Origin of the sequence: Streptomyces sp. NRRL S-378, from assembly GCF_000720645.1 — a bacterium.
Classification (GTDB): Bacteria; Actinomycetota; Actinomycetes; order Streptomycetales; family Streptomycetaceae; genus Streptomyces.
In genome coordinates this window covers 63,713-86,986 of sequence record NZ_JOBX01000019.1, presented here as the reverse complement: position 1 = coordinate 86,986, position 23,274 = coordinate 63,713, and the positions used below count along the sequence as shown (strand labels likewise).

Below are 23,274 nucleotides of genomic sequence, written 5' to 3'. Positions count from 1 at the left end.
CGCGGCCTACAGGGGGCCGAAGCGGTAGCCGAAGCCGCGCACGGTCTGTATGTAGCGGGGGCTGCGGGCGGGGTCCTCGATCTTGTGGCGCAGCCGGCGGACGCAGGCGTCCACGAGCCGGGCGTCGGCGTGGTAGCTGTGGTCCCAGACGTACTCCAGGAGCTGCTGGCGGGAGAAGACCTGCTCGGGCGAGGCCGACAGGTGCAGCAGGAGTTTGATCTCGCTGGGTGCGAGGGCGACGCGTTCGCCGTTCTTGGCGATGGTCAGCCCGGCGCGGTCGATGGAGAGTTCGCCGTGCGTCTCGATGCCGGGGCGGGTTCCCACCGGGTCGCTGAGCCGGCGCAGCACGGCCTTGATGCGGGCTTCGATGACCTCGGTGCGGGCGGGTTTGACGATGTAGTCGTCGGCGCCCGCCTCCAGGCCGATGACGATGTCGAAGTCGTCGCCGCGTGCGGTGAGCATGATGATCGGCACTTCGCTGGTCTGGCGGATGCGGTGGCAGACCTGTACGCCGTTGATGCCGGGCAGCATCAGGTCGAGCAGGACGAGTTCGGGGTGGAAGGTCGCCATCAGGGCGAGTCCCTCCTCCCCGGTCTCGGCCGCCCGCACCTCGTGGCCGCGGCGGCGCAGGCCGAGGCCCACCCCTTCGCGGATGGAAGGGTCGTCCTCGATCAGCAGTACGCGTGGCATCCGGTCAGTATCCCAGGGCGATCTTCGGCTTCTCCTCCGCTACCGGCCGGCCTTGCGCCGCAGGGAGTCCAGCAGGTCGGTGATCTCGGCCAGGCGCAGGGGCCGGGCAAGGAGGACGACGACCAGGGCGAGGGCCGCGGTTCCCGCTCCGACCGCGGCGAAGTCGCCGAAGCGTTCGGCGGCACGGGCCGCCGCGTACGCCGCCGCGGCCGCGGGTGCGCAGGCCGTCAGCAGCCGCAGGTGGGTGCGTACGGCGCTGGCGCGGCGTTCGCTTCGGCTGCCCGTGCGCGGGCCGAGCCTGCGGGAGAGGGCGTACCCGGTCGCGGCGGCGCCCGCGAGGAAGGCGACGGAGGAGGCGGCGGCCATGCCGGTGACCGCCCAGCGCGGGGAGAGCAGGAGGTAGGCGGCGGCCGACAGTCCGGCGTTCAGGGTGACGATGACGAGGTTGAGGAAGAAGGGGGTCCGGGTGTCGGAGAGGGCGTAGAAGCCGCGCGAGAGGACGTACTGCGCGGAGAAGGCGACCAGTCCGGGGGCGAAGGCCGCGAGCATGCCGGCCATGACCTCGATGTCGGCGGCGCCGGTGCGTCCGTAGCCGAAGACGCTGCCCATCACCCAGGGGGCGAGGGCGGCCATGACGGTGGCGGCGGGGACGACGAGGGCGGCGCTGGAGCGCAGGGCGTAGGAGACGTCGCGGCGGACGGCGCCGAGGTCGCCGTCGGTGGCGGCGGAACTCATCCGGGGCATCAGGGCCGTCACGAGGGAGACGGTGATGATGCCCTGCGGGACGATCCACAGCTGGTAGGCGTTGCTGTAGGCGGTGTAGCCGGCGCCGCCCGCGAGGCCGGCGTCGACGGCGCGCTGGCCGGTGGTGGTGGAGAGCCGGGTGACGACCCAGTAGGCGATCTGGTTGGTGAGGACGAGCAGGACGGTCCAGCCGGCGTTGCGCAGGGGGCGGCCGAGGCCGCTGCCGCGCCAGTCGAAGCGGGGGCGCCAGCGGAACCGGGCCGCGCGCAGCGAGGGGATCAGGGCGAGGGCCTGGACGACGATGCCCGCGGTGGTGCCGAGGCCCAGGAGCCGGGTCTCGGCGGCGGTGAGGCCGGTGGCGCCGTCGTGGGAAACGTACAGGAACAGCCCGAAGACGGCGATGATGACGACGTTGTTGAGGACCGGGGTCCACATCATCGCGCCGAACCGGCCGCGGGAGTTCAGGACCTGCCCGAGGAGGGTGAAGAGCCCGTAGAAGAAGATCTGGGGCAGGCAGTACCGGGCCAGGGCCACGGTGGTGTCGGCCTGGGCGCCGCTGTATCCGGTGTACGCCGAGACGATCAGCGGGGCGGCGATCACGGCGGCGGCGGTGAGGACGACGAGGGCCGCGGTGCAGGCGGTGAGCAGCCGGTCGGTGTAGGCGGCGCCGCCGTCGGCGTGTTCCTTGGCGGCCCGGACCAGCTCCGGTACGAAGACGGCGTTGAGCGCGCCGCCGACGAGGAGGATGTAGATGATGTTCGGGACGGTGTTGGCGACGGCGTAGCCGTCGCCGAGCAGTCCGGTGCCCAGGGCCGCGACGACGACGGCGGAGCGGATGAAGCCGGTGGCGCGGGAGACGATCGAGCCGGCCGCCATGAGCGCGCCGCTGCGCAGCACCGAGGTCTTGCGCGGTGCTGCGCCGTCGGTGCCGGGGCCGGGGCCTGCCTGTCTGGTGTCGGTGGCCGTCACCGGCGGGCCAGGTAGGCCTGGAACGCCTTGTAGAGGGTCGCGTTGGCGACTCCGTCCATCGGGATCTCCCATTCACCGAGCGTTTCGACGACCTGTCCGCCGGTGCCGAGCTTCCAGCGCAGCAGCCCGAAAGAACGTTCGTCGGGGTCAAGGGTGGAGGGTACCCCGCGCATGTCGTACTCGTCGGCGCCGAGGGCGTGTGCGTCGCGCATCATGCGCCACTGCAGGGCGTTGCTGGGCCGTACTTCACGCCGGTGGTCGGCGGAGGCGCCGGTCTGGTACCAGACCCTGCCGCCGGTGCTGATCATGGTGTGGGCGGCGAGGATCTCGCCGCCGTGGACGGCCAGGTAGAGCCGCATCCGGCCGGGCTGCTCCTCGTTCAGGACGCGGTACTGCTGCTCGTAGTACGCGAGGGAGCGGCCGAGCCGGAAGCCGTCGCGCTCCTCGGTGATCCGCAGCAGCCGGTAGAACTCGGGCAGGTCGGCGGCGGTGCCGAGGACGGTCTCCACGCCGGCCTTGCCGGCCTTGCGCACGTTGCGCCGCCATTCCTGGTTGAGGCCGGACCACAGGTCGTCGAGGCTGCGTCCGGCGAGCGGCACGCGGAAGACGTGGCGGGGCTGGGCGTCGCCGTCGTCCTCGCCTCCGCAGCGCTTCCAGCCGCGGGTGCGCAGCCGGTCGGCCAGGGCTGCACCCACCGGGTCGACCTCGGTGGCGAGGACGTCGGATATCTGACGGCCCGTTGCGGTACCGGCTTTGACGGTGGCCGCGTCCCAGCGGCGGTAGGCGGGGCTGGGGCCGATGCGGACGGCGAAGGCGCCGGCGGCGCGCAGGTGGCGCATGAGCGGGTCCAGCCAGCGGTCGATGCGCGGGTCGGACCAGTCGGCGACGGGTCCTTCGGGCAGGTAGGCGAAGTATTTGCGGGTGCCGGGGAATTGCCGATAGAGAACGAGTCCGGCACCTTCGATCTCGCCGCCCGGACAGTGCCATCCGACCATTTCCGAGCGCCAAAGGTCCTTCACCCGGCCCCATGACGGGTGCTGGAGAAAGCTGGCCGCCGGGGTCCTGGAGAGGAAGGACTGGTATTCGGGGACGGACAGGGCGCGCACCTGGAGCTCGTGGTCCTGGTCCTGCCGGGCGGGGGTAACGAGCAGTGCGCACACGGCTGACGGCCTTCCTGATCGTCCTGAGCGGTCGTTCACAGGACTCTCACAGCCACCCGTGACCGAAGTGCGCGGCGAATGTGACCGGATGATGACCGTTTCGCTGCGGTCCGCGTCACAAGGGAAAGGGCGAACTTTTCCGTGGTTTGTGCAACCTAAAGTCGTCCCGTTCCCATCCTCTTTTGCGAACGTCCATCACCACCACGACTCGAAGGGGCCCTTCGTTGAGCCGCACACGCCGCACCGCCATTGCAGGCACCGCACTCCTGGCCGCCGCGCTGACCGCCTGCTCGGGCGGGAGTGACGGTGGCAGCGACGACAAGGGCAAGGCCGAGTCGAAGCCGAAGGCGCCCATGGCGGTCTCGGTGAACCTCACGGGTGACCAGGTCAAGGCGGGCCAGCCGGTGACGGTGACCGTGGCCGAGGGCAAGCTGGCCCAGGTGAAGGTGACCGACGCCAAGGGTGCGGAGCTGCCCGGCAAGATAGCCGACGACGGGAGGACCTGGACCTCGGAGCGCAACGCGCCCGCGGGCGCGGAGTACAAGGTCGAGGCGCAGAACACCGAGAGCCAGAGCGCGACCACGCAGTTCAGGACCAGTGCCGCCGACAAGGTGAACAAGGTCTCGATCAACATCCCCAAGGGCAGCACGGTGGGCGTGGCGATGCCCGTGTCGCTCGTCTTCGACAACCCGGTGACGAACAAGGCCGAGGTGGAGAAGCAGCTCAAGGTCACCACCTCGAACAACACCGAGGGCTCCTGGGGCTGGATCAAGGACCACTCCGGCAACGACCGCGTCGACTGGCGCCCCAAGGACTACTGGAAGTCCGGCACCGACGTGAAGGTCGAGATGAACCTGAACGGCGTGGACTCCGGCAAGGGCGGGGGGATGTTCGCCCGGGACTACACCACCGAGTTCAAGATAGGCAAGGACCGCCGGGTCCAGGTCAGCCTCGACACCAAGAAGCTGACGGTGACCGAGGACGGCCAGACGCAGAAGACGATCCCGATCTCGGCCGGCACCCCGGGCGGCAAGAAGGCGTCCTGGTCCGGAAAGATGGTGATCATGTCGAAGGAGGGCACCATCCGGATGGACTCCCAGACGGTGGGCCTGGACAACGCCTACGACAAGATGGTCGATTACTCGATGCGGCTCACCTGGTCCGGCATGTACGCGCACGCCGCACCGTGGAACGAGGCCAACTTCGGCCGGACCAACAGCAGTTCCGGCTGTGTGGGGATGAGCGACGCCAACGCCAAGGAGTTCTTCGCCCAGTCCCAGATCGGCGACGCCTTCGAGGTGGTCGGCGCGGGTTCCAAGGGCAACGCCGACATCGGCAACGGCTACGGCGAGTGGAACCTCTCCTGGGACGAGTGGAAGGCCAAGAGCGCCCAGTCCGCCGCCCCGCAGAACGGCTGACCTGCGGACCTTCCTCGCTGACTCTCATTCAATTGTTACCACCACGTAACTTACCGACGGGTTACCTTCGGTAAGTCGCTCCCGTTACCGTCGGGTCACTTTCAGGACTCCCGGTGCACGCGAGGAGCGACCCATGGAACGCACCACCACCGCCGCAGCCGTGGCGGCACTCCTGGCGGCGACCGCCCTGGGCCTGGCCCCCCACCAGGCCCAGGCGGCTCCCGCGCCCGCCGCGGCGACCGCTGCCACCACCGCGCAGACCGCCGCCGCGGACCTGCGCTTCCACGACATCCCCGGCTCCGGCGGCATCACCCTCAAGGGCAACGTCTTCACACCCGACGGCGCCCCGGCCGGCCGGAAGCATCCGCTGATCGTGCTGCCCACCAGCTGGGGCATGCCCCAGATCGAATACGTCGCCCAGGCCAAGAAGCTCGCCGACTCCGGCTACGTCGTGGTCAGTTACACCTCCCGCGGCTTCTGGCTCTCCGGCGGGCAGATCGAGGTGGCCGGTCCGCCGGACATCGCCGACGTCTCGGCCGTCATCGACTGGGCCCTCGCCCACACCCCCGCCGACGCGGACCGCATCGGCCTCGGCGGGGTCTCGTACGGCGCCGGCATCACCCTGCTGGCCTCCGCGCACGACCCGCGCGTCAAGGCCGTGGTGGCGATGAGCGGCTGGGCCGACCTCATCGAGTCCATCTACTCGGGCCGCACCCAGCACCGCCAGGCCGCCGGGCTGCTCGGCGCCGCCGGCTACCTCACCGGCCGCCCCGGACCCGAACTCCAGTCGGTCCTCGGCGACTTCCTCGGTTCCCGGCTGGACCGCGAAGCGCAGATGATCGAGTGGGGCAGGAAGCGGTCGGCCGCCGAACAGGTGGACCGGATCAACGCCAACGGCGCCGCGATCATGCTCGGCAACGCCTGGGGCGACACGGTCTTCCCGCCCAACCAGTACGCGAAGTTCTACGAGCGGCTGACCGGCCCCAAGCGGCTGGAGTTCCGCCCGGGCGACCACGCCACCGCCGAGGGCACCGGCCTGCTCGGCCTGCCCAACGACACCTGGACCAACGCCCACCGCTGGTTCGACCGCTACCTCAAGGGCGAACGCAACGGCGTCGACACCGAGGCCCCGGTGCAGATCAAGTCCCGTGGCGACGGCGGCTATGAGGGCTACGCCGACTGGGCGTCGGTGGGCTCCGGCGGCACCGAGAGGTTCGCGCTCACCGACAGCGAGCACCTCTTCGCGAACGTCGACTCCGGGGCCAACGGCGGCGTCGTGATCCTCTCCAGCGTCCTCGACCAGTTCTTCAAGGCGCCTCCCGTCGCCTCGATCCCGCTGCTCCCCCGCTCCTTCGCCGCCGTCTGGCAGTCGGGGCGCCACGACGAGGCACGCCGTATCCGCGGCACCGTCAGGCTGCACACCACCGTCACGCCCACCAAGGGCGACGGCACCTTCGTCGCGTACCTCTACGACGTCGGCCCGCTCGGCATCGGCAAGCTGGTCAGCAACGCCCCGTACACCTTCCACGGCAGGACCCCGGGCCGGGCCTTCGGCGTGGACCTGGAGCTCTTCTCCACCGCCTACGACGTGCCCGCGGGCCACCGGCTCGCCCTCGTCGTCGACACCGTCGACCCGCTCTACATCGAGCACAACCCCACCGGCGTGCAGCTGACCTTCTCCTCGCCCCCGGGCGACCCCAGCTACGTCTCGGTGCCGCTGCGCGAGCAGTGACCCACGGCGGCGGCCGGGCCGGGACGGCCCGCTCCCGGGTCCCTCAGTGCTTGAGGATCTTGGAGAGGAAGTCCTTGGCCCGGTCGCTCTCCGGGGCGGTGAAGAACTCCTCGGGGCTCCGGTCCTCGACGATCCGGCCGTCCGCCATGAACACCACGCGATTGGCCGCGGAGCGTGCGAAGCCCATCTCGTGGGTGACCACGACCATGGTCATGCCCTCCTGGGCGAGCTGCCGCATGACCTCCAGCACCTCGTTGATCATCTCCGGGTCCAGTGCGGAGGTGGGCTCGTCGAAGAGCAGGGCCTTGGGGTCCATGGCGAGGGCGCGGGCGATGGCCACGCGCTGCTGCTGTCCGCCGGAGAGCTGGGCGGGGAACTTGTCGGCCTGGTCGGCGAGGCCGACCCGTTCCAGGAGCTCCCGGGAGCGCCGGTCCGCCTCGCGCTTCCCCCGCCCGCGGACCTTGACCTGCGCGAGGGAGACGTTGGCCAGGACGGTCTTGTGCGCGAAGAGGTTGAAGGACTGGAAGACCATCCCCACCTCGGCGCGCAGCCGGGCCAGCTCCTTCCCCTCGGCGGGCAGCGGCTCCCCGTCGATCAGGATCGTGCCGGACTCGACGGCCTCCAGCCGGTTGATCGCCCGGCACAGGGTGGACTTCCCGGAGCCGGAGGGTCCGATGACCACCACCACCTCCCCGCGGCCGACGGTGAGGCTGATGTCCCGCAGCACGTGCAGCGGTCCGAAGTGCTTGTTGACGTCCCGCAGCTCGATCAACGGATCGACGGCCATGCGCTGCCCTGCCCACTCGGTGTCGGATGCCGGTCAGCGCAAACTATCCAGCGGCGAAGGGCACTTCGCCGCGACACGCCGCCCGCCGCCGCGGGCGCCGGTGCTGTCAGCCCTCCGAGGCCTCCGCGTACGCCTGGCTGAGCTCGGGGGAACCGGTCATCGCCCAGGACACCCCCGACTCGATCACGTTCAGCTCCCGGCCGGAGGCCAGGCGGATCGCCGGCTGGCCGTTGGGCCACACCTGCCAGGCGGATCCCGGGACGGTCCGGACGATCACGGTGCCGAGGTAGAAGCCCGCGTCGTTGCCCAGCCAGGGCACCACTTCGGGGTCCCGCCGCCAGCGGGGCATGAGCTGGTCGAGGGCCTCCAACGAGGCCGGACTCCCGTCGAGTTCGAGCCCGGCCGCCCGTGCGTGGACCCGCAGCATCTCGCACTCCGCGAACAACTCGGCGACGCCCTCGGGATCGTCCACGAGGGCGGCCGCGAGCCCCGCACCCTGTTCCGTTTCACGCCGGTTCAGCCAGTTGTCCAGGAAGGGGATGTTCATACCGCCCAGCGTCGCACCAGGATCCGCCGGTGGCCACAGGGCGCGCCTGGGCCGTTTCGGCGGCCCCGTCGGCCTACCGGTCGAGATCGAGGTCGACGACGACCGGTGCGTGGTCGGAGGCGCCCTTGCCCTTGCGCTCCTCGCGGTCGACGTAGGCGTCGGTGACGGCCTTGGTGAAGGGCTCGTTGCCGTAGACCAGGTCGATGCGCATGCCCTTGTTCTTGGGGAAGGCGAGCATCCGGTAGTCCCAGAACGTGTACGGGCGGTCGTACTTCAGGGCGCGCGGGACGACGTCCGAGAGGCCGGCGGCGCGCAGCGCCTCCAGGGCGGCCCGCTCGGCCGGGGTGACGTGGGTGAGTCCCGCGAAGACGGCCGGGTCGTACACGTCCTCGTCGGTCGGGGCCACGTTGAAGTCGCCGAGCACGGCGAAGGGGCGCGGGCCGGCCGCGTCCTCGGCGACGGCCGTGGCCAGGGAGCGGAACCAGTCCAGCTTGTAGCCGTAGTGGTCGTGCTCGACCTCGCGGCCGTTGGGCACGTACACCGACCAGACCCGGACCCCGCCGCAGGTGGCGGAGATCGCCCGGGGCTCCTGGACGCCCTCGTAGTCGGGGCCGCCGGGCAGGCCGGTGACCACGTCGTCCAGGCCCACCTTGGAGAGGAGGGCCACGCCGTTCCAGCGGCCGGTGGCGTTGACCGCGGCCTCGTAGCCCAGCTCGCGCAGCTGCTCGTGCGGGAACTGCTCCGCCGAGCACTTGGTCTCCTGGATGCACACGACATCGGTGCCGGAGCTCTCCAGCCAGGCCAGCAGGCGCGGCAGCCGGGCGGTGATGGAGTTGACGTTGTAGGTGGCGATACGCATACCCGCCAACCTACCGCCCGGCACCGACAGCGACCGTTACAGCTCGGCGCTGTCCCCGGCGGTGAGCCGCCCGTGGTCGGTGCCGCCCAGCTTGTCCAGGGCGAAGTCGTAGATCGGCCGGGCGATGTCGGCGAGGTAGGCGTCGTGGATGTCGAGGGCCCGGCGCGGCTCGACCTCGCGGAGGTAGTCGATCACCTCGGAGACCTTGTTCCAGGGGGCGTGCACCGGCACCATCAGGGTCTCCACCGGGACCCCGGGCACGGTGAGCGCGTCGCCGGGGTGGAAGAGAGACCCGTCGACGAGGTAGCCGACGTTGGTGACCCGGGGGATGTCCGGGTGGATCACGGCGTGCAGCTCGCCGTGCACCTGCACCTCGAACCCGGCCGCGGTGAAGGTGTCGCCGTGGCCGACGGTGTGCACCCGGCCCGGGTAGGCGGGGGCGAGCCGTTCGGCGACGCTGCGCAGGGTCCACAGCCCGGCCGCCGGGTTCGCGTCGAGGGCGGCCCGCAGCCGCCCCTCCTCGAAGTGGTCGGGGTGTTCGTGCGTGACCAGCAGGGCGTCCGCACCCAGGCCCGCGTCCGGTTCGCTGAAGGCGCCCGGGTCGATGACGAGCGTGCGCCCGTCCTTCTCCAGCTGGACGCAGGAGTGCAGCCGCTTGGTGAGCTTCATGATCCCAGGCTAGGGGGTGCTCGTCGATCAGGCCGGATCGGGGAGCGGGGTCCGGTGCCGCGGACCGCAGGGCGGACGAGGGAGGCGACGCGGAGCGCCACCGACCGGGGAGGACGCGGCGAGGCGCGGTGCCGGGCCTCGCGAGCCCGGCATTTCTGATCGGGGCCCCCTGGCGCCGCGCCCGCCGGGTCACGGGGTGGTCGTGGAGACCACGTAGACCTTGGGGTGCTCGGGGTCCGTGAGGTCCACCGTGATGTCCCGGCTGGGGCGCGGGTCGTCCTGCTCCAGGCTGGTCCCGTACCAGGTGGCGCGGGGGCTCCAGCTCCAGCCCGCGACCTCGGAGTCGTGGGGGGAGATCGTGACGTCCCCGGCGACCAGCTGGGCGCGGCTGGTGCCGACGGAGGCGAGGAAGGCGTCCAGGTCGGCCGGGGTCACCGCGAACTGGGTGAAGAGCCGGCTGGTGCGCCAGTTGTTGGTCTCCAGGAAGCCGACCTTCCACGCCTTCGCCGGGATCGGCACCTCGTAGATGCTGCGCTGCACCCTGGAGGGCCAGCCCGGGCGCACCGTGGACGCGCCGACCTTGGCGGCCTTGTCGCGTCCGCTCTCCCGGCTCTGCTGGGTGGAGATCGCGAGGTAGCCCGCGGGTACGCCGATCAGCAGGACGATGATGATGGCGGTGATCCAGCGGCGCTTGACGACGTGTCTGCGGTCCTCGGGGGTGGGCTGCGGCGTGCCGCCCTCGTCGGGGGCGGAGGCCTGGTGGGGCAGGGTGGGCGGGTTCACGACTGGTCCTGGTCCTCGGGTGCGGCGGTCTCGCGCCTGCGGCCCAGCTGCGCGTAGCGCTCGTAGCGCTCGACCCGTCGGCGGGTGGCGCGGCGGAAGCGCCGGGCGACGAGCCGGGCGAGGTCGGCGGCGCCGACCATGCCCGCCTCGGGGCCGAGCTGGGCCTTGGCGATACGGGCCTCGGGGCGGTAGCCGCGACCGGTGAGGTGGCGGCGGAAGGCGTCCCGGGCGGGGCCGATCAGCAGGTCGTCGGCGGCGCTGACGCCGCCGCCGATGACGAAGCAGGACGGGTCCAGGGCGGCGGCGAGGTTGGCGATGCCGACGCCGAGCCACTGGCCGATGTCCTGGAACAGCTCGACGCACATGGCGTCGCCCTCGCGGGCCAGCTCGGTGATCAGCGGCCCGGTGATCTCGGAGACGTTCCCGCCGACCCTGGCGATGATGTTGTACGCGACCGGGGAGTCCGCGGCGGCCAGTTCGCGGGCCTCGCGCACCAGGGCGTTGCCGGAGCTGTACTGCTCCCAGCAGCCGCGGTTGCCGCAGGGGCAGCGGTGGCCGCCGGGGACGACCTGCATGTGGCCGAACTCGCCGGCGACCCCGTACCGGCCGCGCTTGACCTGGCCGCCTTCGAGGATGGCACCGCCGATGCCGGTGCCGAGCGTGATCATGACGAGGTGGTCCTCGCCCCGGCCGGCGCCGAAGCGCCATTCCGCCCAGGCGGCGGTGTTGGCGTCGTTGTCGACCATGACGGGGACCGCGAGACGGGACTGCAGGGCGTCGCGCAGGGGCTCGTCGCGCCAGGCCAGGTGCGGTGCGAAGAGGACCCGGGAGCGGTCGGCGTCGACCCAGCCGGCCGCGCCGATGCCGACCGCGTGCACGTCGTGCCGGTCGGAGAGGTCCAGCACGAGCTCGACGATGGTGTCCTCGACGACCTTGGGGCTCTTGGACTTGTCCGGGGTCTCGGTGCGGATCTTCTCGAGGATGACGCCGTCGGCGTCGACGACCCCGGCCATCACCTTGGTGCCGCCGATGTCGATGCCGACGGTCGGGACGCGTGGCGCGGTCAGGTGCGACCGCCGCTCACGGGTCCCGATGGTGCGCAGGACGGTGCCTCGCGCCGACCCCCGGTGGGTGAGCGTGAAGTCCCGGTACGTGCTCATCGAGTCGTGTCGTCCCTCTCGGGTGCGGTGGTGCGGGAAGCCCGGTCGGCCGGGCCCGCCGGTCCGGTGCGGCCGGCTCCGCGGGCCGTGGCGTCCGTGACGCCCGGTCCCGATTCTGCCACTCGCTCCAGTTCGTGGCTCAGTTCGTCGAGCTCGGAGCCGCCCGCCATCTGGCGGGTGAGCTCGTCCAGGGTGATCGAGTCACGGGTGTGACTGCCCGCCATGGCGCCGCGCTTGAGCAGCACGAAGCGGTCCCCGACCAGGTACGCGTGGTGCGGGTTGTGGGTGATCAGGACCACACCGAGACCGGCGTCGCGGGCCGCGGCGACGTACTTGAGGACCACGCCGGACTGCTTGACCCCGAGGGCCGCGGTCGGCTCGTCGAGGACGAGGACCTTCGCCCCGAAGTAGACGGCGCGGGCGATGGCCACGCACTGCCGCTCCCCGCCGGACAGGGTGCCGATGGGCTGGTCCACGTCGCGCAGGTCGATGCCCATGCGCAGCAGTTCGTCGCGGGTGGTGCGGCGCATGAACTCCACGTCGAGGCGGCGCAGGGGGCCGCGGCCCTTCGTCGGCTCGGAGCCGAGGAAGAAGTTGCGCCAGACCGGCATGAGCGGGACCACGGCCAGGTCCTGGTAGACGGTCGCGATGCCGAGGTCGAGGGCCGCGCGCGGGTTGGCGAGCACGGTCTCCTCGCCCTCGATCTCGAACGTGCCGGCGTCGTGCCGGTGCAACCCCGCGATGATCTTGATGAGGGTGGACTTGCCGGCGCCGTTGTCGCCGAGGACGCAGGTGATCTCGCCCCCCGAGACCTCCAGGGAGACGTCCTGGAGGGCGCGGATGTTGCCGTAGAACTTGCTGACGGCGGTCAGCCTGACCAGGGCGGTCGTCGCGTCCGGGGCCGCGGTGGTGGTGCTGTCGGTGGTCACTTGCTCGCCTCCGCCCGCTTGCGGACCCATGCGTTGAGCAGCGTGGCCAGCAGGAGCATCGCGCCGAGGAAGAACTTGAACCAGTCCGGGTTCCACTGGGCGTACACGATGCCGTTGCTGGTCATGCCGAAGATGAAGGCGCCGACCGCCGAGCCGATGGCGGAGCCGTAGCCGCCGGTCATCAGACAGCCGCCGATGACCGCCGCGATGATGTAGAGGAACTCGTTGCCCACGCCCTCGCCCGACTGGACCACGTCGAACGAGAAGAGGATGTGCTGGCCGGAGATCCAGGCGCACAGGGCGACGCCCATGTACAGGCCGATACGGGTCTTCACGACGGGCACGCCGACCGCGCGGGCCGCGTCCGCGCCGCCGCCCACGGCGAAGATCCAGTTGCCGGCGCGGGTGCGCAGCAGGATCCACGTGGCCACGGCGACCAGAGCCAGCCACCACAGGACGGTGACCTGCAGGGTGACCGGGCCGATCTCCCACTTCGAGGCGAAGACGGCGCGGGCGGAGGGGAAGCCCTCCATGTCGGCGATGGACTTGGTGGAGACCGTGCCGCTGATCAGCTTGGTGAAGCCGAGGTTCAGTCCGGTGAGCATCAGGAAGGTGCCGAGCGTGATGATGAAGCTGGGCAGCTGGGTGCGGGTCAGCATGAAGCCGTTGAAGAAGCCGATGGCCAGGGTGACCAGCAGGGACACTCCGACGCCGACCCAGACGTTGGCGGTCATCTGGTAGCTGAACATCGAGCTCACCAGAGCCGAGGTCGTGACCATGACACCCGCGGAGAGGTCGAACTCGCCGCCGATCATCAGCATCGCCACGGGGGCCGCCATGATCCCGATGGTGGAGGCCGAGTACAGGATCGTGCTGAGGCTGGAGGCCTGGAGGAAGGTGGGGGCGGCGATGGAGAAGAAGACGAAGACGGCGACGGCCCCGACCACCGCGCCCAGCTCGGGCCGCCCCAGCAGGCGGCGGACGAGGGAGGTCGGCGCGAGCCGTTCGTCCACGGCGGTGGCGGCGCTCATCGGCTGCCCCGCTCGATGTACTCCTCCAGCTCGGCGGCCTCGGCGGCGGTGACGATCTGCGGTCCGGTGAGCACCGGGCGGCCGCCGCCGAGCACGTCCGCGTTGTAGCGGTAGAGCCAGAGCAGGTCGACGGCCTCGTACCCCTGCAGGTAGGGCTGCTGGTCCACGGCGAAGCCGAGGGCGCCGGACTTGAGGTCGCGGGCCACCGAGTCGTTGAGGTCGAAGGTGTCGACCTCGGCCTTGCTCCCGGCGGCCTCCTTGGCCTTGACCGCGGTGGGGGCGAAGGGTGCTCCGAGGGTGAGGATCGCGTCGATGGACGGGTCCGCCTGGAGCTTGGCCTGGATGGCCGCCTGCACGGAGGGCATGTTGGTGCCCTCGACGTACAGGTTCTCCATCGTTCCGGAGAAGGTCTTCTTCGCGCCGGCGCAGCGCTGCTCGTGGCCGACGTTGCCCTGCTCGTGCAGGACGCAGACGGTCTTCTTGCGGCCGCGCTTGCCCAGCTCCGTGCCGACCGCCTCGCCGGCGATCGTCTCGTCCTGGCCGATGTGGGTGAGCGCCCCGTACGCGGCGGACTGGGCGGACCCGGAGTTGACCGTGATCACCGGGATGCCGGCCTTGACGGCCTTGGCGACGACGTCCTTGAGGGCTTCCGGCTTGGCGAGGCTGACGATGATCCCGTCGACCTTCTGGTCGATGGCGTTCTGCACGAACTGCGCCTGCTGCTGTGCCTGGTCGTCGTGGGCGTAGACGAAGTTGATGTTGTCCTTCGCCGCGGCCTCCTTGGCGCCCTTCTGCACGATGTCCCAGAAGGTGTCGCCGTCGCCCGCGTGGGTCACCATCGCGAAGGTCCAGCGCGGGGTGGAGACGGCGGGGCGGCCCGCCTCGGCGGCCTTCGCCCGCTCCTCGGCGCGCTTGCCGCCGGTGCTGCTGCACCCTGCGAGCGAGGCCCCCAGTACCGCCGCGAGCACGGCGCCCACGACGCGTACCCCTGTCCGAACCCTAGCCACGTCGCCGCGCCCTTCCCTCGTCCGTCTCGTCCGTCGTCCCGGCTGTCATGCCGTCCGTCACCATTCGGTCATTCCGGTTTCAGCCGCCCAGTATCCGCCACAGTGGACCATGAAGGGCCATCGGGGCATGCACCCGCAGATCGACACGGCGGGATCGCAGATCAGCACGGGAAATCCTCAAGATCGATGCGAGCGGATTGACAGGTTCCCCCGACGGGGCCAGGTTGAGTCCATGCGCATCGGGCTCATCGGAACTGGCCGGATCGGCTCGTTCCACGCGGCGGCGCTCGCCCGCCACCCGGAGGCGGGCTCGCTCCTGCTCGCCGACTCCGATCCCGCGCGGGCGGCACGCCTCGCCGACCGGCTCGGGGCCACGGCCGCGCCCTCCGTGGAGCAGGTCTTCACCTGGGGCGTGGACGCGGTGGTCGTGGCGTCCTCCACCGACGGGCACGCGGAGCTGGTCGTACGGGCGATCCGCGGCGGCCTGCCGGTGTTCTGCGAGAAGCCGGTCGCCCCCGACCTGAACCGCACCCTGTCCGTGCTGCGTGAGGTGTCGGCCCTGGGCGGGCTGCTCCAGGTGGGCTACATGCGCCGCTTCGACGCGGGCTACCTCACGGCCCGTGAGCTGGTCCGCTCCGGCGCCCTGGGCCGGCTGCACACCGTACGGACGATGACGGCCGATCCGGCGCCGCCGGCCGCCGACTACCTGGCGACCTCGGGCGGCCTCTACCGGGACTGCATGGTCCACGACTTCGACATGGTGCGGTGGGTGACCGGGCACGAGGTGGTGGAGGTGTACGCGGCCGGGTCGGACGCCGGTCCGCCGCAGTTCCGGCAGACGGGGGACGTCGACACGGCGGCCGCGGTCCTCACCCTGGACGACGGGACGCTGGTCACGTCCACCGGGACCCGGTGCAACGGCGCCGGCTACGACGTGCGGATGGAGCTGGCCGGGGAGCGGGACCAGGTCTCCGCGGGACTGGACGACCGGACGCCGATCGCCTCGACCGAACCGAACGGGCCGCCGCCCGCGAGCAAGCCGTGGACCGGCTTCCTGGAACGCTTCGGCCCCGCGTACGAGGCCGAACTGAACGCCTTCGTGCACCTGGTGCGCGGCGAGGGCGAGAACCCCTGCGACGGGCGGGAGGCCCTGGCCGCGCTGCGGGTGGCGGAGGCCTGCGAGCTGTCGCGGCGGGAGCGGCGCCGGGTCCGGCTGGAGGAGCTCCCGGACCTGCCGGATCGGTGACCGGATCGGTGACCGGATCGGCAGCCGGTTGGGTGACCGGTTCGGTGAGCAGGGCATCCGGCCACCCTACGGCGGTGATCCCCGGCTGACTGCGGCGCTTTCCGGACACGCTCGGGTCATGCTCGCGGCACGCTCAGGCGGGGTCGGCGGTGAGCGCGCGCCGCCCCCAGGCGGTGCCGGCCAGGACCAGTACGACGCCGCCGTAGCCGAGGGGCCCCAGGTGCTCGCCGCCCACGGCGATGCCCGCGACGGCCGCCCACAGGGGCTCGGTGCCGAGCAGCAGGCCGACCCGGGAGGGCGAGGTGCGGCGCACGGCCCACATCTGCACGAAGAAGGCGAAGAGGGTGCAGAAGACGGAGAGGAACGCCAGGCCCGCCCACTGGGCGGGCCCGAAATCGGCCGCGGCGGCCCAGGGGCTCGCGCCGGTCCCGGGTACGGCGGCCAGCAGGGCGAAGACGAGTACGGCCCCGCCGAGCTGCACGGTGGTCAGCGACAGCGGATCGGCACCGCGGACGCCCTCGGACCGGGCCATCAGCAGCACGTGCAGGGTCCGGGCGAGAGCGGCGCCGAGGATCAGCAGGTCGCCGAGGCCGGGCGCGGTGAAGCCGGCGCCCTGGGTGAGCAGCACGACGCCGAGGACGGAGGCTGCGGCGGCCCCGAGGAAGGAGGCGGAGGGTGCCTTCCGCTTCACGGCGGCGTCGGCGAGCGGAGTGAAGATCATGGTCAGGCTGATGATCAGCCCGGCGTTGGTGGCGGAGGTGTGGACGACCCCGTAGGTCTCCAGCAGGAAGATCCCGCCGAGTACGAGCCCCAGCAGCCCGGCGCCGCGCAGCTGGGCGGGGGTGAGCGCGCGCAGCCGCGCCCACCCGGCGACGACCAGCACGGGCAGCACGAGTGCGAACCGCAGCACGAGCACGGCGATCACGGTGTGCGCGGTGGTGATGCCCTTGGCGGCGAGATAGCTCCCGCCCCACACGACGGCGACGGCCAGCACGGGCAGATCGGCGAGCCAGGCCCGGCGGGGTGCGGCGTGCAGGGTGGGCGAGGCGACGGCCACGGAGGTCTCCAACGTCACTCGGGAGGTGGAGACATCGGCGGCTCGCACGGTTGCGGGGCACACCGTACCGGAGCCGATCATGCGGGGCGACCCGTTTCCGGGCGTCGCACCTCTGCCCCGTAGAGTCGGGCGCATGGCTGATCTTTACGCCGTGGACCTGGCGTTCGACCTGCTCGACACCACGCCCGACGCCGTACTCGCGGAGGTGCGCCGCCACCTGACGGGGGACGGCCTGCTCTCGCCCCGCGGCCCGGCCTGGCACATCGGCGGGATGCTCGTGGGCGAGTTCGGCCCGGCGGAACGCGACGGCTGGGCCCTGACGGCCCGCCAGGAGATACCCGAGGACCAGCTCCCGGCCCTGGAGGACCTGCTGCTCCTCCTCACCCCGCACATCCGCCCGCCGGGCCCGGTCGGCCGCATCCGCCACCACGCCCACGAGTCCCCGGACCTCCTGGTCCTGCGCGAGGGCCGCGTGGTCCAACTGGCCCTGGACCGGCGGTAGCGACATGGACATGGCTGAGATCCGGGACGAGGAGCAGCTGATCGCGCGGGGCTTCCGGCGCGTGTACGCCGAACTGGAGCGGTACGACGGGCCGCGCGCGGGCCTGGCCGACGTGGACGGCAGCCCGCACTACTTCCAGGGCCACGACTACGACCACGCCGAGGAGTACCTCGTGTGGCCCGCGAGCGAGGAGACGGCAGCCCTGGAACGCGAGCAGTGGGCGATCTTCGCCGAATGGAACCAGCGCTACGAAGCCGGGGAGGCCGGTGCGGAGAGCCATCCGGGCCACGGCGGCATCGACGCCCGCTACGACGAGCTGACCGGGCTCCTCGCCCCGCACCGCCGGCCGCCCGCCGGTGCACGGCGGCTGATCGGTGAGCTGGGATACGACGGCGGTGCCCGCTACCGGATCGACGGGCTCGACCACTGGTTCCGGTGGCACCCGGCCGGGTGAGGCCGGTCAGGCGCCGACTGTGCCGAAGGAGGCCCGTCCTGTGGGCCGGTAGGTGTGGATGGCCGTCCCGACCGGCGTCGTACGGGAGGCCGTCAGCTCGTAGGCCGTCGGCAGCCCGCCGGTGGGGAACAGCCTCCTGCCGCCGCCCAGCACCACGGGGAAGACCAGAAGATTGATCTCGTCGACGAGGTCGCGGGCGAGCAGCCACTGCGCGAGCTGCCCGCTGCCGTGCACCTGGAGCTCCCCGTCCCCGTCCAGGGCATCCTTGACCCGGACGATCTCGCTCTGCAGGTTCTCCCCGTCGAGCACGGCCGCCGGTCCCCAGGCCGGCTCCTTCAGGGTGGTCGAGGCCACGTACTTGGGCAGCCGGTTCAGCCCGCCCGCCACGGGGTCGGCGGGGTCGTCGTGCTCCGGCCAGTAGCCTGCGAAGATCTCGTACGTCTTCCGCCCGAGCAAGAAGGCCCCGGCCCGCCCGAACACCTCGGTGATGAACTCCCCCATCCCCTCGTCGACGTACGGCGCGGCCCACCCCCCGTACTCGAACCCGTCGCTGCGGTCCTCGTCGGGCCCGCCGGGCGCCTGCATCACGCCGTCCAGCGTGACGAAGGTGGTCAGTGTCAGCTCGGCCATGTCCCTGCGCTCCTCGCTCGATGGTCTCTACGGGTTCAGCCTCCCGCCCCCGCCAGAACTCATCGCGCCGCCACGCTCCCAACGGCTCGATCGGCTCAGTGCTGAGGACCCGACGAACACCGTCCGCGAGGTGCGATCCCGCGCAACGTCGCCCGCAACGTCCGCACCGGCGCACCCCGCCCCCAACCGCTTCGAACCCCTCAGCGCCGACGAAGCCCACCAATCCTTCGGGGCCACGCGCGGACACTGGTTGCACGCGCTGTTCGAACTCGCCCTTCACGCCGGACTCCGCAAGGACGAACTCCCCGGCCTGCGCTGAAACCTCGACGCGGGCACGCCGCAATCCGCCGAACCCTGCAACACACCAACGAACGCGGGCTCACCAGCAGTCCACCAAAACGCGAGCCTCCGAGCGCCGCATCGCCCTTCGCGTCCGCTGCGTCCAGTTGCTGAAGCTCTACTAGGAGCAGCAGAAGCGCGAGCGTGAGGCCACGGGCACCACGTGGCAGCACGACGGGCACGTGTTCACCACCACGCAGGACAGACCGATCGACCCGACCAACCTCACCCGCACCTTCACCACGCTTCTCCGCAAGGCCGTCCTCTGCCGCACATCCGCTTCCCCGACCTCCGGCGCGGCCACGCTGCTCCTTAAACAGGCCTCGAACTCGTCGTGATCAAGGAACTCCTCGGCCACGCCCACATCGGCGTCACCGCTGGCGTCTACGCCCACGTACGCCTCCACCTCCAGCGCCAAGCCATCCACAGCCTGGGCAACGCCCTCGGCCCGACCGAGGAAGAGCCCGAAGACCCACCCGCCATGGCAGCCGTCCGCTGACGTTGCCGTCGAGGCACCCAGAGACTCCAGCGGGGCATTAATTCCAACCCATTCCCCGATAGCGAAAGCCTCCCGTCCGGAGATATTCCCAGAACAATCAACCAGCCCAGGAACAGGTCAAATAGGGAACTCGGTAGAATGGGTCCGGACATCGGGATCAACGAATCCCCGAAAGGGCATAGCCCTTTCGGGGATTCGTTGATCCGTCACGAATTAATCTCTAATCCCACGCGGCCACGAGATCGGCAGCGACACAAGGAAGCATAGGTTGCCGGAATTCGCCGGCCTCAAGCACCGAGGAGGCGCGCACACTATCCAGGAACGACGTCAACATTATTCTGCGACAGAATCCCAAGAAGCAAATCGAATTTGGAAGTTGGCCCGTCAGCAATATCCATTAGCGCAGACAAGGAAGAACGCGCGACAGGGATGTTCCGCCAAATCAGCCGGACCGGAGCGCCTTGGAGATAATCCTCGAGAGACTCTTCCAATTCGGTAAAGCTCTGCCCCATATACCCTCCTGGGCCGCGGAAAGCCTCGCCAATCGCACAGAAGAAGCTCGCGACATCCTTGATTTCATCACCTCCCATAACGATCTCTCGAGGGGGAACCGAACACTCCTCCTTAGAAGCAGATTCGGCGTACCTGAGCCCAGCTACTTCTAGCCACGCTTCGCGGGATCCGACCTGAAGCGTGCACCATTCACCACGCCGCGGTGGGGAAACGCGGAACCTGTCCCACAACCTGCGGGCCTCGGCATGCGGAGGCAACCCCGTTTGTGCCGTGACGACTAGATATTCCGGCGTATCTCCGGCTACTAGCTTCGCGCCCCACAGCGGGTAGCGCCCCATGGGCCGACCTTCAGTGTCGAGGACAATTACCTCGATGTCGCCACTAAGCGTTTCGATCGGCGCGCCTAGGGTCGGCCGCACAAGCCTGAAGGTGACTCGGGCGTTCTCGGCTTCAAGGAACGCGCCGAAGTCGTCGTCGCTGTAGCGTCCGACAAAAAACCCTTCCAGATCGCAGGCGAGTACGGATGCGTCACTTTCCTCGAACCGGACAGAATATTTCACCAACAACGTCGCCCACCTTCCACCGGGAACACGTCGAATCAACAGGGAGGAAAAACGCTGATCTTCGCGTACTTGACTATCGGGTCCGTGTAGCCGTACTCCCCAAAGCGGTTCGGGCCGACGATCCTGTATGTATTGCCCCTCCCGGGAACCTCCCATTCGAGCGAGCCCTGGAAACCCGACTGCGCGTGAGGACCCCACTTGGCCGCGTGCCTCGCCGATTCGCGCCCTTGATAGATCTTTTGAGTAGGATCCGTGGCGCTTACCGTGCGTGGGGTCCCCTGCCCGGCCTTAATCCTGGCAAGCTCGTCTGCAGCCCACCCAGGAACATTGTTGTCGTTGTGTACCAGCACCGGCGTTACGCCGGCGAGCACATAGTACGTGTGGAGGTCGGCGACGGTGAGATTGTAGGTCTCGTTGAAGGCTTCATAGGCACGGACTGCGGCTATCACCACCGATGAACCATCGTCGGCACGAAGGGTCTCGCCCGCCTTCAGCTCCTCGGCGTCCTTCCAAACCCGGTCCGACTCTGACCAGAACGGGTGATGTCCCGTCGCCGTGATGGATTTGACCCCATCAGATGTCTGGACGGTCAGATCGACGTAAGCCTTGTCAGCCTCCGTGTAAATCGTTGCAGTGATGGTCTTGCCCGGTGTCTCACCAGTCTCGGGGTCAGTGGCGAGAACTTCATCCCCTTCCGACAAATCTTCAATCGGCTTACTCGTACCGTCAGCCATCAGTACGCGTGTTCCAGTGACAAAGCTGTTGCACGACCTGGGCTTTACCGAAGTCGATTTCTTCAGCGCCCCCGTACGCGACGCCGCTCCTGCTGCAAATATTTCACCGATCACCTGAGTGTCGGGCTTTTCATATATGTCAGAAGAAACCAGCTCGCCCGTTTCCAGGGCTTCCAGCGGTCCGTTGCATGTCAAGAAATCGCAGTAGTGGCCGTTGAAGTACTCGAGCTCCTCTTCCGAAGCCCCGAGGGTCCACATTTTGTACGAGATCTGCGAAGTGACGGAACCATTGCTCGGATCGTACAGGCGCTGTATGCGGGCTCGCTCCTTACCCGTAGTGCTCTTGTAGTTCCGCAGGAAGTCCTTCTTGCCGGACAGGTAATTGGCACGAGTCCGCTGGAAGGTGTTCCACGTGTTCTGGCGGATGTTGTTAGCAACAGCTCGTGCCCGGACAACTGGGTGGCCCCCGATATCAAGGGCCTCGTGGCGCACGCCGCGGCAAGCGGCTGGGGAGCCATGTCCCTCGGTTTCGCCGCCCCGAACGAGTCGGACCCGTACTACTGGAAGAAGTTCATCGCCAACGGCGAGACCGCCCCGTACATCGAGGTCGTGTTCAACACTCCCCCGAACATTCCCGTCGCGGCGAACATGAAGACCTTCCCCGGCGGCCCGTGCCTGACCAGTGGTGCCGGCACCGCCATCGGCAAGACGAACGTCACCTTCCAGGTCCAGGGCACCGACCGCGACGACCAGTCCGACCAGTCCGACCAGTCCGACCAGCAGAACCTCCACGAGCTGCAGATCGAGGTGTGGGAGGCCGACTTCCCCTCCAAGCAGATCTACAACAAGTGGCTGCGCGTCAACAGTGATGGCTTCGTCACCGCGGAAGTGCCCTTCGGTGACTTCACCGACGGCAGGAAGTACTACTGGCTCTCCCGCGCCAAGGACAAGGACGGCAAGTGGTCGCCCGGCAGCGGGCCGCTCGATTCCGGAGGCGGGGGCTGGTGCACCTTCACGGTCAGCCACACCGTGCCGCCCAACCCGGCCGTCAACTCGACGGACTTCCCGCCGAGCGGTAACGGCACCGATTGGAGCCTCAAGGAGGCCGGCACCCCGGACCAGGCACTGCACATCTCCGGCAACGGCGCCAAGGCCGGTGACGTCCGGGAGTACCAGTGGAGCCTGAACCGTCCGCTCTTCGACAAGAAGGTCACGCCGGAGGCCGGCGGTGACAAGGCGACCATCAAGATGCAGGTCGACACCACCGGTCCCAACGTCCTCTACGTCCGCACGGTCAGCCTTTCCGGCAACGTGTCCGGCCACACCGCGTACGAGTTCCTCGTCAAGGCGAGGCCCGGGCTGGACAAGCCCGGCGACGTCACGGGCGACGGCCACCCCGACCTCCTGGCCGTCAACGGGAACGGAGACCTGCTCACCTACGCCGGCGACTCCTCCGGTGACACCGATGCCCACATCCTCGCCACGCTGAACAACGGCGAGCGCGTCAGCGGCCATTGGAAGGACGCGCAGACCGGCACGGCGGCGCTGATCGGCCACTCCACCGACTGGTTCCCCGGCGACGGCCTGACCGACGTCATCGCGCGGATGCCCGACGGCAAGCTGTACGTCTACCCGGGCATCGGCACGGGCCAGTTCGATGTCGGCCGCCGCATGGAGATCCTGCTCCCCGCGGGCGCGCCCGACCCGGCGACCCTCCGGCAGATCGTCGTCACCGAGGACATCGACGGCGACGGCTCCGCCGACATGTTCGCCATCGCCGGTGACGTGCTGTGGCTGTTCTCGGGATACTCCGGCGCCAGCTTCACCTCGTTCAAGCAGGTGGCCACTACGGTCTGGGCCTCCCGTGACATCGTCGGCGTCCGGGACGTCTCCGGGGACAAGATCCCCGACCTGCTCTACCGCGACGACCTCAACCCCAACCGCGGTCTGGTGCTCCGCAAGGGCAAGCCGGGTGCGAACGGCGGCGTCGACCTCGTCTCCCTCAAGGACGGGGCGAGTGCCCTGGGCGGCCAGGACTACGGCTACGCCACCACGGGTTGGGGCAAGTCCGCCGTGCCGAAGATCCTCGGCACGCCCGACGCCAACGGTGACGGCATCCCGGACATCTGGGCCGTGGACAGTGCCGGCAAGCAGCGGCTCTACTCGGGCGGGACCACCGCGGTCGGCGGCCCGACCGGTGTGGACGAGGACGCCTGGAACACGTACCTCACCATCGGATAGCAGCCACCTCG

At 69.9% G+C, this 23,274-nt stretch carries 25 protein-coding genes; 9 read left to right on the top strand and 16 right to left on the bottom strand.

Annotation, left to right across the window (positions count from 1 at the left end):
• Nucleotides 1-6: 6 nt before the first annotated feature.
• The 3 genes from IH80_RS0116470 to IH80_RS0116460 are packed head-to-tail and all read right to left on the bottom strand — an operon-like array spanning nt 7 to nt 3,509.
• The gene (locus tag IH80_RS0116470; protein WP_030961215.1) at nt 7-690 is read right to left on the bottom strand and encodes a response regulator transcription factor; all 684 of its coding nucleotides are present in this window, start codon (nt 688-690) and stop codon (nt 7-9) included.
• 39 nt (nt 691-729) lie between these two features.
• A complete protein-coding gene (murJ, locus tag IH80_RS0116465) occupies nt 730-2,403 on the bottom strand; it encodes a murein biosynthesis integral membrane protein MurJ (RefSeq protein ID WP_420708784.1) in 1,674 nt (557 codons plus the stop codon).
• Nucleotides 2,400-3,509 (bottom strand): lipid II:glycine glycyltransferase FemX, encoded by a 1,110-nt coding sequence (locus tag IH80_RS0116460; protein ID WP_420708791.1) that lies wholly within the window; start codon nt 3,507-3,509, stop codon nt 2,400-2,402. Before IH80_RS0116460 ends, murJ begins: the two co-directional genes overlap by 4 nt.
• A gap of 278 nt (nt 3,510-3,787) precedes the next feature.
• Here IH80_RS0116460 and IH80_RS0116455 point away from each other — a divergent pair, with 278 nt between their 5' ends.
• Together IH80_RS0116455 and IH80_RS0116450 are read left to right on the top strand one after the other, a co-directional pair.
• The gene (locus IH80_RS0116455; RefSeq protein WP_030961211.1) at nt 3,788-4,981 is read left to right on the top strand and encodes a L,D-transpeptidase; all 1,194 of its coding nucleotides are present in this window, start codon (nt 3,788-3,790) and stop codon (nt 4,979-4,981) included.
• A 133-nt stretch (nt 4,982-5,114) separates the two neighbouring features.
• Nucleotides 5,115-6,713: a CocE/NonD family hydrolase gene (locus IH80_RS0116450; RefSeq protein ID WP_030961209.1), complete on the top strand. Its 1,599-nt coding sequence runs from the start codon at nt 5,115-5,117 to the stop codon at nt 6,711-6,713.
• Nucleotides 6,714-6,756: 43 nt separating this feature from the next.
• On the opposite strand, the gene IH80_RS0116445 is transcribed toward IH80_RS0116450, so the two are convergent.
• The 9 genes from IH80_RS0116445 to IH80_RS0116405 all read right to left on the bottom strand — a co-directional run bounded on the left by IH80_RS0116445 (nt 6,757) and on the right by IH80_RS0116405 (nt 14,455).
• The gene (locus tag IH80_RS0116445; RefSeq protein ID WP_030961207.1) at nt 6,757-7,500 is read right to left on the bottom strand and encodes an amino acid ABC transporter ATP-binding protein; all 744 of its coding nucleotides are present in this window, start codon (nt 7,498-7,500) and stop codon (nt 6,757-6,759) included.
• Nucleotides 7,501-7,606: 106 nt separating this feature from the next.
• Nucleotides 7,607-8,047, bottom strand: a complete 441-nt coding sequence (locus tag IH80_RS0116440) for a DUF6278 family protein (protein WP_030961206.1) — start codon at nt 8,045-8,047, stop codon at nt 7,607-7,609.
• A 73-nt stretch (nt 8,048-8,120) separates the two neighbouring features.
• Nucleotides 8,121-8,906, bottom strand: coding sequence for an exodeoxyribonuclease III (locus tag IH80_RS0116435; RefSeq protein ID WP_030961205.1), 786 nt, complete (start codon nt 8,904-8,906; stop codon nt 8,121-8,123).
• Between the two features lie 36 nt (nt 8,907-8,942).
• On the bottom strand, nt 8,943-9,575 hold the full coding sequence (locus IH80_RS0116430) for an MBL fold metallo-hydrolase (protein ID WP_030961202.1): 633 nt from the start codon (nt 9,573-9,575) through the stop codon (nt 8,943-8,945).
• A 189-nt stretch (nt 9,576-9,764) separates the two neighbouring features.
• Complete coding sequence (locus IH80_RS0116425) at nt 9,765-10,358, bottom strand: hypothetical protein (protein ID WP_030961201.1); 594 nt, start codon at nt 10,356-10,358, stop codon at nt 9,765-9,767.
• Nucleotides 10,355-11,518, bottom strand: coding sequence for an ROK family glucokinase (locus IH80_RS0116420; RefSeq protein ID WP_030961200.1), 1,164 nt, complete (start codon nt 11,516-11,518; stop codon nt 10,355-10,357). The genes IH80_RS0116425 and IH80_RS0116420 overlap by 4 nt, the downstream gene beginning before the upstream one ends.
• Entirely contained in the window at nt 11,515-12,477 is a 963-nt protein-coding gene (locus tag IH80_RS0116415; protein ID WP_234432263.1) for an ATP-binding cassette domain-containing protein, read from the bottom strand. Before IH80_RS0116415 ends, IH80_RS0116420 begins: the two co-directional genes overlap by 4 nt.
• Nucleotides 12,444-13,478 carry an ABC transporter permease gene (locus tag IH80_RS0116410; RefSeq protein WP_030961198.1) on the bottom strand — a complete coding sequence of 345 codons (1,035 nt, stop codon included), beginning with the start codon at nt 13,476-13,478 and terminating at the stop codon, nt 12,444-12,446. The genes IH80_RS0116415 and IH80_RS0116410 overlap by 34 nt, the downstream gene beginning before the upstream one ends.
• A complete protein-coding gene (locus IH80_RS0116405) occupies nt 13,475-14,455 on the bottom strand; it encodes a sugar ABC transporter substrate-binding protein (RefSeq protein ID WP_030961197.1) in 981 nt (326 codons plus the stop codon). The genes IH80_RS0116410 and IH80_RS0116405 overlap by 4 nt, the downstream gene beginning before the upstream one ends.
• A gap of 262 nt (nt 14,456-14,717) precedes the next feature.
• On the opposite strand from IH80_RS0116405, the gene IH80_RS0116400 reads away from it, so the two are divergent.
• On the top strand, nt 14,718-15,731 hold the full coding sequence (locus IH80_RS0116400; RefSeq protein WP_030961195.1) for a Gfo/Idh/MocA family oxidoreductase: 1,014 nt from the start codon (nt 14,718-14,720) through the stop codon (nt 15,729-15,731).
• A 133-nt stretch (nt 15,732-15,864) separates the two neighbouring features.
• Here the strand turns inward: IH80_RS0116400 and IH80_RS0116395 are convergent, their stop codons facing one another.
• Complete coding sequence (locus IH80_RS0116395) at nt 15,865-16,800, bottom strand: DMT family transporter (protein WP_030961194.1); 936 nt, start codon at nt 16,798-16,800, stop codon at nt 15,865-15,867.
• A gap of 121 nt (nt 16,801-16,921) precedes the next feature.
• Here IH80_RS0116395 and IH80_RS40885 point away from each other — a divergent pair, with 121 nt between their 5' ends.
• Both IH80_RS40885 and IH80_RS0116385 read left to right on the top strand, forming a co-directional pair.
• Entirely contained in the window at nt 16,922-17,290 is a 369-nt protein-coding gene (locus IH80_RS40885) for a hypothetical protein (RefSeq protein ID WP_158943496.1), read from the top strand.
• 10 nt (nt 17,291-17,300) lie between these two features.
• Complete coding sequence (locus IH80_RS0116385) at nt 17,301-17,744, top strand: hypothetical protein (protein ID WP_030961190.1); 444 nt, start codon at nt 17,301-17,303, stop codon at nt 17,742-17,744.
• Between the two features lie 6 nt (nt 17,745-17,750).
• Here the strand turns inward: IH80_RS0116385 and IH80_RS0116380 are convergent, their stop codons facing one another.
• Nucleotides 17,751-18,374: a dihydrofolate reductase family protein gene (locus IH80_RS0116380; protein WP_030961189.1), complete on the bottom strand. Its 624-nt coding sequence runs from the start codon at nt 18,372-18,374 to the stop codon at nt 17,751-17,753.
• Between the two features lie 130 nt (nt 18,375-18,504).
• Between IH80_RS0116380 and IH80_RS46030 the strand changes: the two genes are divergently transcribed.
• The 3 genes from IH80_RS46030 (at nt 18,505) to IH80_RS46020 (ending at nt 19,212) form a co-directional block, all read left to right on the top strand.
• A complete protein-coding gene (locus IH80_RS46030) occupies nt 18,505-18,693 on the top strand; it encodes a hypothetical protein (protein WP_234432262.1) in 189 nt (62 codons plus the stop codon).
• Nucleotides 18,694-18,895: 202 nt separating this feature from the next.
• Complete coding sequence (locus IH80_RS46025) at nt 18,896-19,051, top strand: hypothetical protein (RefSeq protein ID WP_234432261.1); 156 nt, start codon at nt 18,896-18,898, stop codon at nt 19,049-19,051.
• Nucleotides 19,048-19,212 (top strand): integrase, encoded by a 165-nt coding sequence (locus IH80_RS46020; RefSeq protein ID WP_234432260.1) that lies wholly within the window; start codon nt 19,048-19,050, stop codon nt 19,210-19,212. The genes IH80_RS46025 and IH80_RS46020 overlap by 4 nt, the downstream gene beginning before the upstream one ends.
• 311 nt (nt 19,213-19,523) lie before the next feature.
• Here the strand turns inward: IH80_RS46020 and IH80_RS43825 are convergent, their stop codons facing one another.
• Together IH80_RS43825 and IH80_RS43820 are read right to left on the bottom strand one after the other, a co-directional pair.
• Nucleotides 19,524-20,288: a barstar family protein gene (locus IH80_RS43825; protein ID WP_158943494.1), complete on the bottom strand. Its 765-nt coding sequence runs from the start codon at nt 20,286-20,288 to the stop codon at nt 19,524-19,526.
• Nucleotides 20,289-20,323: 35 nt separating this feature from the next.
• Nucleotides 20,324-21,514 (bottom strand): polymorphic toxin-type HINT domain-containing protein, encoded by a 1,191-nt coding sequence (locus IH80_RS43820; protein ID WP_158943492.1) that lies wholly within the window; start codon nt 21,512-21,514, stop codon nt 20,324-20,326.
• On the opposite strand from IH80_RS43820, the gene IH80_RS43815 reads away from it, so the two are divergent.
• Complete coding sequence (locus tag IH80_RS43815) at nt 21,506-23,263, top strand: FG-GAP repeat domain-containing protein (RefSeq protein WP_158943490.1); 1,758 nt, start codon at nt 21,506-21,508, stop codon at nt 23,261-23,263. The two genes, IH80_RS43820 and IH80_RS43815, sit on opposite strands and share 9 nt — an antisense overlap.
• Nucleotides 23,264-23,274 lie beyond the last annotated feature (11 nt).